Consider the following 13315-nt stretch of genomic DNA (forward strand, 5'->3'; position numbering starts at 1 on the left):
CTCAAATGATCTTATTAATTCTATTATATGCCAACCCTATCTGTTCATAACAATATGTTACAAACAATTACATGATTTTTTGATAATCATATTCAATAGCGGGACTAGATAGTCCTTGTCCAGGTTTATATCCTTCAAAAGAGAAATTCGAAAGGGTTAAAAGCTATCCCCTATTTGCGTTAAGGGATAGCTTTTCCGTTAATTGTGGTCAAATCTATCGTCAATGTATTTTAAGGCTGCAAATAGACTATTTTATATGGCAGCATTAATATAAAATTTATTATATATCTTTCATATACTCTTTCAAGATATCTTGTAAGTTATCTTCATTGTTCAGACCTAACTTCTTTCGAATATTGGTTCTATGGTAATCTACTGCCTTTTTAGATACGCAAAGTTTATCCGCGATTTCTTTACTCACATATCCGGCCCTAATAAGTTTTGCAATCGTCAATTCTTTCTCTGACAATCTTATTACTTTAGGATTCATTTGTTGAGGTATGCCCATGATTCCCATTTCAAGCTGATCTTTAACAATGCTATAACTTTCTTTATCCAAAACTTCTTCCAAATAACCCAAAACTGAATTCACAGCTTTTGTTACATTGTTTACATAACTCTTTTCCCTGTCATACATTTCCTTTTCTTTTCTAGCTGAAAGTTCTTGCAAAAATTCGTTTTGATCTTCTACCAGTTTTTTTTCAGAAACACTCTTTCGTTCATTTGTTATATCCCGCACATATTCTATCACCATAAACACATTTCCATCATGGTCATGAATCGGTACACTAAATAACCGGTGCCATTTCTTTTGCCCTTTTATGGAACAGTGATACTGTATGGCCGTCTCCGGTTGTTGGCTCTCAATCGTTTTTAGAACTGGGCAGACTTCACAGGGTTCACTTCTATCATGATAAAGCTCATAACATTTATGTCCCAAGCCATTTCCCTTTTCTTTATACCAACTTTTCAATGCAATATTGGAATATAAAATATCCAAATCAATACCTAGAATACATACTCCATCCTGAATTACCGATAAAACAATCTGGAGTAAATTATTATCTAATGCCTCTTCCCACAATTCCGCTCCTAAACGCTGTTCTCCCGGAATAGTCGTCCAAGTTTCTCCCCCATTTCTCTCACCCATAAAAATCCTCCCAGTGTGATGGCGGCTGTATAATTATAGCAAAATCAAAATTACCTGTACCATTGCTTCCATGTTATGGCTGATGCGTACTTAAAGTCCCACTTGACTTATTATATCACAGTGAGGAATTAAAGTCATTAAACCACTATCATTTGCTAAGGTTATTAATTTTTACGATTTGGAAAACAAGAGAATTCAGGAAACTGATAATACAAAGAAAGGGGAATACCCAGGCAATAAGATTTTATAATACTGCTATCACCGATGAGCAAGGGTATTTGATTGTAGATACCGGAGGTGGAAATCAAGTGCTGACGATATTACGAGATGTGGGAAAAAACCATCACGGAGATTCAAGATCTGGCCTGATGCATGCCCATACGGATCATATGCATGCTGAATTAAAATCAGTATCACTTGGTTATTTCTGCTCCTGAAACCTTTTGGATTCCGGAACCACAGGCCGTTCTTCCATATTGTACATCAACTCCCGATTTATACTCTGCCATGATAGCAAAACAATCACGGAGGCTGATGACAATATGAAATCAGGGACTGTCAGGAAATGAAAGTTACCCGTTCCTGCAAGGGTTTCTTCTCCCGCTGCGTCACTTCATGCATTGGCTTTCCCAACGGAATGATTGCGCGGATATGCTTTCCTTCCGGTATATTCAGAACCGCAGCTATTCGTTCTCCGGCATCACATAGTTTGATCTGTCCGTCGATCCATACGCCGGCATAGCCCTTCGCTGTGATTGCCAGCATGACATTTTCCGTTGCACTTGCGTAGTCCTCGATCTCAAAGGATAGTCCATTTTCTGCTTGCCAGTACTCAGAAAGCGGTATAATCATTGCTGAAGCTGTTTGCATGGCAGGCGTATCTATAATGGTTGCCAGTTTTTTCATGAACTCTTTATTTGTGATTACGATAAATGAAGTAGTCTGGTGATTATATCCGGAAGGTGCCTTAATACCTGCCATAATGATCTGTTCAAGATCTTCCTGTGGAATTATCTCATTTATAAACTCTCTACGATAACTGCCGCGTTTTGAAACTGTTTCAAAGAAATCCATATTGTTCACGCTCCTTTATGTTAATATTACACTACTAGCCTGTACACTACAATACTAATCAGATACGGGTTGTATACTAACGGCAATTAGTATTTTAAAGACTGATCTGAAAAGATGGGGCACTTAGTTGGGGCATAGAGTCAATGCGAATTTATTTCTCTTCTTCCCAATTATCCAGCGCAAATGTGGACTTCTACAGCGGATTCGTATATAGTATGTCGAAATTCAAAGGAACTGTTTACTCCAATGCTAGTTTATGCTGCTTATCTTAAAATCATAAATCAATTTGATATCCTAAATGCATATTAATACTCTATCCCATTTTCAAAATCATTAATCAGTGCATATGCAGAAGCTAAATTATTATCCAGCTGCTCACAAAAAGATACGTTGGTTGGTATTTTTTTAGCTGTTAATGACTCCTTAAATAAATTATGATTAATCGTTGAACCATATAAAAATATCTTTTCAGGATCGAATAGATAATTCAAATTTATAATTAACTTAAAAATCATGTTTGTGATTCTTTCAATATCTTCTTTTTTTATTTTCGAAATACATTCATAACTTCCAATAATACTATTATAGAACGCTTCAACTGTTTGGTCGTTTTGATCATCTGAAATCGAAACTAACATTTGACCAATTTCGCAAGCACATCCATTTTTCCCATAAAGCGCTTTGTTTTTCCGGATATAAGCTCCCCCCAAACCCTTATCAATATTCATAAAGAATGCTGATTCCGGTTTATTCAGTGCTACTTCATACTGCAATAATGCTACACTTTTTACCGTATTACACAAGAAAACTTTTCCTTCAAAGAAACTATCCAACATTTCTTTCAAATTGACATTTTCCCATTTTAATTGAAATGATTTTTCTATTACGCCTTTCCCGGAATTGACAATTCCGGGAATTGCTATTGATACACCAAACAAAGCAGGGTAATCTCTTAAAACATTTTTGATAAAATTCATTAACTTATCCACGAGATTCTCTTTCAGCTGCACAGGTTCTTCATAATGCCTGACAGTACTCAATCCATAGTTGTACACCGTTCCGGTAATAATTTTCGCAGATAAAACAATGCCAAGGATTAACATTCCGTCTGCCTGAAAATCTAAAGCAACGGTAGGCCTGCCTGCTTGTTTCTTGTTCTCTGTGTATGCTTCGTATATCACATTTTCATTAATTAAATCTTCCGCTATCAATGAAATCGTGTTTTTACCCAACTTAGTTAAACCGACTATTTCTTTTCTCGAAATCGGTCTGTTTTGTCTGATTAGCTTCAATACTTTTCGCCTGTTTATTTCTCTCAAAATTGCCGGTCCTACTTTTTCCACAAGCGTTTGCCTCCTGATATGCCATCATGTGTTAATCCAACACCTCATCATATGTACCTAAATACTCTAAATCTTCTTCACTCTCATAAAATACTATTATAGCATCATAATTAAATTTGCACACCCTTTTTAACATGTCCATCGGATGATTTGTTGCACAGCTAATAGCATATTCTAAATCTAACACACTTGATTTTTTTATATATTTTAAAATGTCCAACAAGCCCATAGCAGAACCCGCTAAATATTCAGGGTGGTCAGCAACATACAATCTTTTTTCTTTCGTAAGAGTCACTTTACCGCCAATCAGAGTTTCATAATCACCTGGTTGTTTGCCCGAAAATTGAGTTGCATCACTTATCAATATTAATTTTTCATTTTTTACTTTAGCAAAAATTTTAATTACATTATCCGGCAAATGATGCCCATCTGCAATAATTGATGCATATAACTGGTCGTAACTTAGCTGATCCCAAATATAATTAGGATGTCTTTTCAAAAGCGAATGGCTCCCATTACCCAGATGCGTAGAGCAGGCCGCGCCATGGCGAACCGCTTGTTCAATCTGACCGGTATTTGCTGATGTATGCCCAATTGATACTAAAATATTATTTTTAATACAGTAATCAGAAAATTCATCCATATTTTCCCATTCTGGAGATACCGTAATTATTTTGACTAAATTATTTGAAATTTCTTTCCACCGCTGTATTAATTTAACTTTTGGAGCTGTTACAAACTCTAACGGATGAGCCCCCCTGGGCCCATCCTCCTTTGATATAAAAGGTCCCTCTAAATGTATTCCCAGAATCATTTTCTTGCAAAGTTCAAATTTCTCTGTCGCCTGCTTAATCACATTTAACAAGCGATCTATTTTTTCTTCACTATTTGTGATAATAGTAGGACAATAAAATCCTATCCCCTGACCAGCCAATACCTTTGAAACATATTCAATATCTTCCACTTTTAACTTTTCGTCATTAAAATCAATTCCGGAAAAACCATTTATCTGAATATCAATTAGAGCTGGAGAGATTATAAACCTTCCCGGCTTATCAATAGACTCTAATTTCTTTCGAACCTTCGGAGATATTTTCCCCTTAGTTAAATCAACGATTTCTTCACTCATTCAATTACTCCCGGCCAATCACATTTTGATCGGTATATATCGTGCAATTATTATGTTTTTTTAGTATTGTTGCAGGAATCTTTTCATTCACGTCTGCGCTGAATGTTTTAATCAGAATATCTCTCTTGGTTACACCCGGTACGGCACAAAAAATAAATTCAGACGCAAACAGTGTGGGGATAGTCAAAGTCAATGCTTTAGTCGGTACTAGATCAATTGTTTCAAAGCATCCATCGTTTACCTGCTGCTGACGGCAGATTGGATCTAAGGTAACTGGCTTCATTACACAGGGATCATTGAAATCTGCATATTCTGGTTCATTAAATGCTAAATGGCCGTTTTCTCCAATTCCCATGCAGCAGATATCTATGGGACTTTCTTGCAAAAGCGCACAATACCGTTTTATTTCAGCCTCTTCGTCATTACCCGGATTCATTAAGTAATATTTTCCTATAGTGACCTTGTTGAACAAATGAGTTTTAATGTAAGAGCCAAATAACCTCTCATCCTCCCCATCTAATCCTCGGTATTCATCCATGTGAAATCCAACCACCTTGCACCAATCAACATTTTCCTGTGCCAAGTGGTTCAGCATCTCATCCTGGGAAGGAGCTGATGCAAAAATCACCCTTGCCTGTCCTTTTTTTGTGATTATTTCCTTTAATTTGTCTGCAATATCACGAGCCGCTTGTCGTCCCATTTCCTCACGATCATTAAAAGATTTAATATGTAATTCTAAGTTATTCATTTTATTCCTCCAAATATTTATATAATTTCGTCATCATTTCAGCTTGCTTTCAATTATTTCAGCAAAACTATCATTATCGCTTAGCAAATCAATAATCAGGAGCATATTTCTTAAAATATGATAAGGGTCTTTTACCGGCAAAGCCACCACTCTATCTTCCGGTTCTCCATTTCGTTTTCTTATCTGTATCCACTCACCCGTTTCCTTATAGCAATTAGGAAACATAGAAAAAATATATCGATGCAAAATCATATACCATTCTTCTATTTCAGACTCCTGATATATGGATTCTAATAACAAGAGAGCATAAAGGGATTCCGAATGGGGCCACCATAATTTGTAATCCCAGGTTTCATGAATTAATTTTGAAAGTGGATCGTCTCCCAATTTCCCTTGAGGCTTCCCGCCAAATTCATAATCTACATACCGTAATATCCCACCGCTATCTTTATCCCATCCAAGTTCAAGCGCTTTCATTGCAATGTGGTATGCCTTGTCTACAATGTCTTTCCTGTCTTTTGACAGCGCTGAATGAATGATAAACCATGAATCTTCTATCGAATGGCCAGGATTTAAATGTCTTGTCAAAATAGAATCATCCCTGGCCGAATCTAAGTATAGCATTTCACCTATTCGATATTCTGGATTGCAAAATTCATTGAGGATAATATCCATATACTCAGTTTCTTTGCTCTCAAGATAAGCCTCTTTCCTTATATCAAAACCGGAAAGGCATGTTTTTAATTCCTGGGTAACATTCAGCATGATCATTGGAATCGAATGCGTTTTCATACCCTCCGGAGTTGGATAGGGATGGGTTTTATAAGAATTTGATTTTATTCTATTCTCTACATTCAAATAAAGATTCCATATCCATTCAAATACCACCTGATGCTTGCCAAATGCCTTCATATATCGGGAAAAACCCAGTAACACAAAGCAGTCTGCAAAAATGCTGCTGTCGAACCCCGTGCCCGGATCCACTTCCTTTTTGATACCCTCCCGTGTTAATAAAAAGGTGCAGCTGCCATCTGGCAATAAAACATTTTTCTGCAAAAATTCCAGAGTTAATCCCGCCTGTTTTTTTACTGTATCAGGGTCAACTTCTATCTTACCTTGCTGATTCATTTCATACAATTTTGATAGTATCCATAAATATCTGCCTTGTGACCACACATACTTATCTGTGCTGAGCAGCTCTGTTCCCTCATTATTAAAACAGGTATACACTCCTCCAAACTCATAATCAAAGGCTCTAAGCCAAAATGGCAATATGCTTTCTTCAACTTGCTTTTTGTAAAACGTCAACAATTTCATAGAAATCTCCCATTTTATTACTTGTCTTTTAGTGTGACTTGAAAATCCCCATTAAATAATCGATTCCAAGGAAAACCAATCGATACTTTCTCTATCTTTAATCCGTTATTGTTGCTTAAAACAGAATCATAAAGAGCAAGTACTCTGCGGCGGGTAATTTCTGTTATTTCAGTGATTCTTTTTTGTATGTTAAAATACGAAACTTCCTCATGTTCAGGTAGATATTCATCTATAAACTCTTTTCGAATTTTTCCTTCATAAAAAACATCTTCAAAAATACTGGATATAAGATTTTCCTTTACCTTATGTTCCAATGCCTGCAGAAAAATACAAGATTCAGACAATGTACTGCCAAGTGTATTACAATTTGTATTCCAGGCATGATAACTCTTAATGTTTGAAACCAGTTTTGTACCTGCATTCAACATATTGAGCAGTTGAAAATCGCCGCCATTTGCATACGCACAGTCACAGACAGCCATGTACCTGTTTTTATTTAAATAGTAAACGATTTCATTTACAAAATACGGAAGATTTCTTTCCCGGTCGTAATGGATGTTATGTTCAAATTGTCCACTGGCCTCTATCATTTCTTTAGCAGGTGTGTTATAAGCCATAATAATATCAGCTGAATCAGGATTGTTCGTCAACCGTGCGCCAACTGCCAGAACATGGGATTTTAAGCTTTCACCTATCATCCTGTCCTCGTATTTAGGAACCACAAACTCACCGGAAACAGAAGAATAAAACACAAATATATTCGGGGTTATACCTCTGACTTGATTGACTACTCTTGCAGTGAGGGTATAACCAAATTCATCAGCCCCTGGGTACATTAATATCTGATTATTTAGGTTTTCTTTTTTTACCAAACTATAAATATGCTGTTGGTCGATCGACGTATAACCAAACGGATAGGAATCATCCTGCGGTATTACTAAAAACTCAAAAACACCTTCCTTTATCAACTGAACCACTTCGCTTATTACTTTCCTATTAAATGCCCTACGGGATTCAAAATCATGGATTATATCTGAAGGAATTTCACTTTTCAATATGCGATATTCCTGCTGCTCCTCTTCTGTTATAATCCCCCTGTTGCTCTTGTCTTTTAAAACACCGAACTTAAAAATCCGTTCGCCATATATTTCATAATACTCCGGTTCCTGTTCACTGCTGCTATATCTTGGTGTTCGCATGATTAAACTGGAGACAAAGATTTTACACTCCAAATTTTCTTTTTTTAAGGCACGCAATTTTTCCGCAAATTCAGTAATTTCCTGTTCGTCCCTTTTATTGTGAATGCGGGATGGCAGTAGCCCACCATAAAAAAGCATTTCAATGGATAGCACTGCATAATCACAATCTTTTATGTTATGTTTCATGAACTCCCACATGGCATTGATATCGGCAGGTTCCTTTTTATTAGGCAGCAGACATCTTTCCGGATAGATAAGACATACATCATCAATTGCGCGAAACATTCTGATAATATTGGCATAGTTACAAGCTCTTTCATCCAATGGAATATAAAGTACTTTTTTCATGCTTGAGCTTCCTTTCATTAACCTTTGTTGGCACCACTGACTCCATCTACAAACATATCCTGTGTCAGAACAAATATAAATAATGTTGGCAGAATAGATAATACTGTACCCGCAGCAACCCAGCCAAAATTATATGCAAACTGTCCATTTAATATAGTTAATGCTGCAGAAAGCGGATATTTACTGGTACTGTTTAAAACAATCATAGGCCAGAGGAAATCATTCCAGCTTGCCATAAATTGAAACAGTACTACTACTGCTAAACTAGGCTTTACCATCGGCATAATCAAAGAAAAAAATATTCTCAATTCACTGGCGCCATCCATTCGCCCCGATTCTCTTATGGAGTCCGGAATATTTAAAAATGCCTGACGCATATTGAATATATTAAAAATAGTGACAGATGTCGGCAGTATAACTCCCAGGTAAGAATCACTTATTCCCAATTTGGTGATGGTCAGGTAATTCACAACCATAGCTGCTGTCGATGGAATAATCATCGCCGAAATAATAATCGTGAACAGTATATCTTTTCCCTTAAAATTAAGCTTTGCTAACGGATAAGCCGTCATACTCGCGATCAGCGCATTTAAAAATACACTGGCTCCAGAAATAAGTACCGTATTCCATATATAACTTCCAAAATCAACAAACTCAAAAACCCCGGTAAAATTGGATATGGAAAAACTTTGAAGTTTTACATTGTATGGAAAATCATATACATTCGTATTCGGAAGCAGAGAGGAAAGCAGCAGCCAAAGAAATGGTCCAACCATAATTACGCTGATGCAAATCAAAATCAAATAAGTAAATGTTTTTTTAATTTTTCTGTTCATCATGCTCCCCTTTATTTTTTTCGATTATAGAGTTTTACAAATAAGCTAAAGAATAAAATGATTACACTCAATATTAGACTAAGCGCAGCTGCATATCCAAAATCAAAATTTTGAAACCCCTTTTGGTATATGTACAAACTTGCAGTTAAGGTTGAGTTTCCCGGTCCTCCTTTGGTTAGTACAAAAGGTTCATCAAAGACCTTGATTGCACTCATCACACTCATTAATGAGCACATCACAACCTGTGGTTTCAGCATTGGGATTAGTATTTTGAAAAAAATCTGAATGCTACTAGCCCTGTCAATTCTTGCTGCCTCTGTTAATTCGCCGGGAACCGTTTGTAAGCCCGCCAAATATATTACCATATAATATCCCACACCCTTCCAGGTGGTAATAAACATTAATACCCACAAAGCAGTCTGATCATTGGAAAGCCAACTGATTTTTTCAGAAAGAATATTGGTTCCCAATAATATTTTGTTAATCAGTCCTCCACTGCTTAACAACCAGCTCCATACAATTGATACCGCTACCGTAGATGTAATTACCGGAAAATAGAAAAGAGTTCGAAATACTTTTACTCCCCTCATCTTCTGATTCAGCGCAACCGCAAATGCAAGAGATATCAACTGAATAATTGGAACAATAATTACATATTGAATTGAGTTTTTAAGAGCGGCTATAAAATCCGAATCTGAAAATGCTTTTTGAAAATTCTTCATGCCTACAAAATGCATATCCCCTACTACAGAATAGTCTGTAAATGCCAATGGAATACTGTATATCAAAGGCCAAAAAACAAACACTGCTAAAATGAGCAGCCCAGGCAACATAGTTACCCAGGCATATGCAGTTTCGGACTTTAAATGTTTTTTTTTATTTTTCATCTTCTCCAAAACAATAGGATCCTTTCTACGAATTAATCTTTGAGTTGTTTATTAACTTCTTCAACAATTTTGTCCAACCCTTCCTGCACATCTTTGTCATTGAATAAAATATCCTGTAAATCGCGGTTTACTTTTTCCAAAATATGCTGAGGTACAGGAATTTCCTTAGATTTTTCCAGACCGGAAGCTGCCGCTATTTTAATTTGTGATTCTAATGAACCATCACTTTCTTTAAAGTAAGGATCTTCAATTGTCTTTTTCGTAGAAGGTATCGTATTTGCTGTTTTTGAAAACTCCAGCTGATTGTCAGGATTCGAAACAAACTCTGCAAATTTAAATGCCATCTCTTTATGTTTGGATTTATCCGGGACGCCTAAGTACATGGTTGTTGTTACGCTATGCTCAAAAGGTACCGGGATAACCGTGGTATTTTGATACACATCCGGTGCGGTTGTCTTGAATTTGTTAACAAACGTGGTACCGGAATAAACAGACACAACTTGTTTTGAATTATATAATTGAGCTCTTGTCTCCTGATCCAGATTTTCTTTCGGATTGGCACTGTCCGCATACAATTTTTGAAACTCTTTAATGACTTCAACCGCTTCCGGTTTATTAATCAGTAATTCTGTATAATCTTCATTAAATACCGGAACCCCAGCAGAGCCTAAGATTTCACGGATATTCGCTTCCATTGCCATTCCATATAAATTTGTCTTTTTTTTGACATCAATTGCCCAATCATAGTATTCTGCAGCGGTAGTTGGATAATTTTCCGTGGGAATACCTGCATCTTTTAAAAGACTTTCATTAATATAGATAATTGGTATTGTTGTATACCAAGGTAATGCCAATGCCTTATCTTCCACCTTAGTTGCTCCGTAAATTCCATCAAAAAATGAATTCTTGGTTTCATCCGAAATGAATTCTTCTGCATTTGCTAAAGCAGATTTATCTCCAAGTGTTAAGGTCATATCTGCGTTTAAGTTCACTACATCCGGTGCATTGTCACTGGCTATAGAGGTTAATAATTTATCCTGTATTGTATCCTTCGGATAGTCTTTCCAGTTGATTGTTACGTTTGGATTCGCACCTTCAAAGTCAGCGATTAATTTTTCAAAATAGTCGTTGAACGTCGGCTGTAACGATATGGTCCAAAACTCTATCGTTTCTTTATCTCCATCATTCTTTTGTGCAGTACTAGGAGCTGCACCACATCCCATTGTTCCAATAACTAAACCCATAGTTATTGCAGAAACAGCAATTTTCTTTTTGATGTTAAACATTTTCCTTTTCTCCTCCAATATTATTCGAATCTCAAATTATGTTGCCATTAAAATTTTTGTTTTTTTTACACCTCCATTTTTACATTTGTGTTAGTTAAGTTCATTTAGTCCTTAATTAGGATTAATTGGATTATAGCATCTTCCCCATATCTTGTCAATTGGCTTTTTTGCAGATTCAACAAAAGAAAATATCTTTTACAATATTTAATTGTGGGAATTTATTCTTATTTTCTCAAAACGTAATAAAGGACATTTCCAAAATGGAAATGTCCTTGTTATTTACATAAATGGACTTAAAGAAAGGTAAAGCATGTGTTATTTTTTAATCACAAAGAGCCTGTTCATGCCTTTCTGCCAAGTATATTGGAATTCTAAATAGGCAACAATCTCACCAAATTTTGATAACTGTTTCTTCCAATATTCTGAAGTGGCCTGTCGAAGATGAAGAATCCCCTCTTCTTCATATAGATTACCCCCTTTTTTCTGATAGCCAAACGAATCAAGTTCTTCTTTGGAATAATAAGGGTTCATTTTGATAAACCAGCAGCCGTCATGTTTCAAGAGACTGTTTAACTTAAGCATCGTTTCACTGGAGACATCTTTAGGCATTACATCCAGAACATTTGATAAAATAATTCCGTCAAACTCCTCTTTCTCAAACTGATCTAGAAATTCCTCTCCTCCTGTAAAGAAATGGGCTCTTCTATAATGACTCAGCTTGGCTGTTTCTTTTGCAAATCTAATACCGGTTTCTGCTTTATCTACTCCGACAATCTGATGATCTGGTTGGTACTGAAGGTATTGAAAAGAAACATCACCAGTTCCGCATCCAAAGTCCAATACTCGTTTTGTTCTGCTGGCAAACAGTTTCAACGCTTCGTCAAACATTGGTTCGACCTTTAGTTCTATCTCTCTTAGATCCAATGGCTGATATTCTTCAAATAGCTTGTTCCACATATCTGTCTCACGTTCATATGATTTCATCTCTAATACCTCTTTTGCATTGCCATTAATACCGTCCTCATTAAACATTATACCACATATAAACCCGATGATATATACTGCAACAGCAGAATCCTCGCAACCTCTTCCACACTCATTGCTTATGGTTCAATCTTAGATTCTGAGTAATTCAAATAATATTTTAAGGTGCTCTCTCTTATAGAAATAAATTCATTTACTTTTTGCTCAGAATGAGCGAATAAATCAGATAGCTGCAATTCCAGTAAAGGCAGCACTAATTTTGCACCAACTTTTTGTGTGATATCATCAATGCTTTCTTTAGTGGGTGTTAAATCAAAATCATGATATCTAATTAACAAACAAACATCCTGTCGGATATTATCTTCAAAACCTAGTCTCTGCAATATCAAACCCGCCAGTAATTCGCTGATCTTCTCATGCCCCTTAAAGCTGTCAACTCCATTGATTGTTCTTTTTGTATAAGGTTTGCCAATATCGTGCAGCAAAGCAGCCAGCTTCAGAGTGATGTCTTTCCTTACGCCATTTACTACCTCATAGGTATGGGCAAGCACTGGTACACGGTGAGCCGGCATATTTTGCTCACAATTTTTGCAAACAATTAATTCAGGAGATATCGTAAAAAGTTCATCCTCTAGCAATTGTATTTCCTTATCACTCAATAATATATCTTCTAAATATTCTCTCGGCATTCTATCAGCACTGCCTAATCCATGTTGTTTATTCATATTCTTATAGAATCCTTTCATATATGTATAGTTTAATTATATCATATTTCCGACTGCCACTCATACCTTCTCAATCAAACTTTTAAAAACCGAATAAAGTTTATTGTGATTGTATTTGTAAGCACTAAAATAAGCCCACATACTTATATTTCTATAAGCATATAGACTTATTTAGATGTCCAAAATATTTCGTTTACATTTTATATCATACAAGTTTCTTATGTTATTGGTGTCAAAACATCACTTTAACTGTTTCTCATGTTCAAAGAACCGTGTAAAATCAAGAGTT

Annotated in this window: 12 protein-coding genes; all 12 read right to left on the reverse strand. The window is 36.0% G+C overall.

Annotated features, from left to right (window positions below; all coding sequences use genetic code 11):
• Positions 1-280: 280 nt before the first annotated feature.
• Positions 281-1150: a LuxR C-terminal-related transcriptional regulator gene (locus tag ACHZES_RS08355; protein WP_395548275.1), complete on the reverse strand. Its 870-nt coding sequence runs from the start codon at positions 1148-1150 to the stop codon at positions 281-283.
• 558 nt (positions 1151-1708) lie between these two features.
• On the reverse strand, positions 1709-2224 hold the full coding sequence (locus ACHZES_RS08360) for a nitroreductase family protein (protein ID WP_395548273.1): 516 nt from the start codon (positions 2222-2224) through the stop codon (positions 1709-1711).
• Positions 2225-2529: 305 nt separating this feature from the next.
• Positions 2530-3567: an ROK family protein gene (locus ACHZES_RS08365; RefSeq protein WP_038279251.1), complete on the reverse strand. Its 1038-nt coding sequence runs from the start codon at positions 3565-3567 to the stop codon at positions 2530-2532.
• A 31-nt stretch (positions 3568-3598) separates the two neighbouring features.
• Complete coding sequence (locus ACHZES_RS08370; protein WP_395548271.1) at positions 3599-4696, reverse strand: N-acetylglucosamine-6-phosphate deacetylase; 1098 nt, start codon at positions 4694-4696, stop codon at positions 3599-3601.
• A gap of 4 nt (positions 4697-4700) precedes the next feature.
• Positions 4701-5444: a 6-phosphogluconolactonase gene (locus tag ACHZES_RS08375; protein ID WP_395548269.1), complete on the reverse strand. Its 744-nt coding sequence runs from the start codon at positions 5442-5444 to the stop codon at positions 4701-4703.
• Between the two features lie 33 nt (positions 5445-5477).
• Positions 5478-6761 carry an AGE family epimerase/isomerase gene (locus ACHZES_RS08380; RefSeq protein WP_051835067.1) on the reverse strand — a complete coding sequence of 428 codons (1284 nt, stop codon included), beginning with the start codon at positions 6759-6761 and terminating at the stop codon, positions 5478-5480.
• Positions 6762-6778: 17 nt separating this feature from the next.
• Entirely contained in the window at positions 6779-8308 is a 1530-nt protein-coding gene (locus ACHZES_RS08385; protein WP_395548268.1) for a DUF4127 family protein, read from the reverse strand.
• Positions 8309-8325: 17 nt separating this feature from the next.
• Entirely contained in the window at positions 8326-9147 is an 822-nt protein-coding gene (locus ACHZES_RS08390) for a carbohydrate ABC transporter permease (RefSeq protein ID WP_395548267.1), read from the reverse strand.
• A gap of 8 nt (positions 9148-9155) precedes the next feature.
• Positions 9156-10031, reverse strand: a complete 876-nt coding sequence (locus ACHZES_RS08395) for a carbohydrate ABC transporter permease (protein WP_395548266.1) — start codon at positions 10029-10031, stop codon at positions 9156-9158.
• Positions 10032-10063: 32 nt separating this feature from the next.
• Complete coding sequence (locus ACHZES_RS08400; RefSeq protein WP_038279264.1) at positions 10064-11317, reverse strand: ABC transporter substrate-binding protein; 1254 nt, start codon at positions 11315-11317, stop codon at positions 10064-10066.
• A 315-nt stretch (positions 11318-11632) separates the two neighbouring features.
• Positions 11633-12301 carry a class I SAM-dependent methyltransferase gene (locus ACHZES_RS08405; protein WP_395548265.1) on the reverse strand — a complete coding sequence of 223 codons (669 nt, stop codon included), beginning with the start codon at positions 12299-12301 and terminating at the stop codon, positions 11633-11635.
• A 119-nt stretch (positions 12302-12420) separates the two neighbouring features.
• A complete protein-coding gene (locus tag ACHZES_RS08410) occupies positions 12421-13047 on the reverse strand; it encodes an HD domain-containing protein (protein WP_404820352.1) in 627 nt (208 codons plus the stop codon).
• Positions 13048-13315 lie beyond the last annotated feature (268 nt).

The sequence above is a fragment of the Lacrimispora sanguinis genome, assembly GCF_044987295.1.
Taxonomy (GTDB): Bacteria; Bacillota; Clostridia; order Lachnospirales; family Lachnospiraceae; genus Lacrimispora; species Lacrimispora celerecrescens_B.